The organism is Pseudoalteromonas sp. SG44-1, assembly GCF_014164315.1.
Classification (GTDB): domain Bacteria; phylum Pseudomonadota; class Gammaproteobacteria; order Enterobacterales; family Alteromonadaceae; genus Pseudoalteromonas; species Pseudoalteromonas rhizosphaerae.
Genome location: NZ_JACJEW010000288.1, coordinates 1 through 279, shown reverse-complemented (window position 1 = coordinate 279; position 279 = coordinate 1). Strand labels below are relative to the sequence as shown.

Sequence of the window (279 nt, the reverse complement as noted above, 5' to 3'; positions counted from 1 at the left end):
GTACTAATTACCCGTGAGGCTTAACCATACAACGCCAAACGCGTTTTATGTGATAGTTGATAGCGCAAGAAGTTAATAGACTAAAGTAGATTTACTGAAAACTTTATTATCAGAATTCCAAATTTTAGTTAATTGCTAACGCGATTAACACCAAATTTGCTTGGTAACAATAGCGTTTTGGACCCACCTGACCCCATGCCGAACTCAGTAGTGAAACGAAACAGCGCCGATGATAGTGTAGCATTTGCTATGTGAAAGTAGGACATTGCCAGGCTCCAA

Annotated in this window: 1 rRNA gene; it reads left to right on the top strand. The window is 39.8% G+C overall.

The features are described 5' to 3' along the window. Positions 1–159: 159 nt before the first annotated feature. Positions 160–274 (top strand): 5S ribosomal RNA (gene rrf, locus H5187_RS24185). Positions 275–279: the final 5 nt, after the last annotated feature.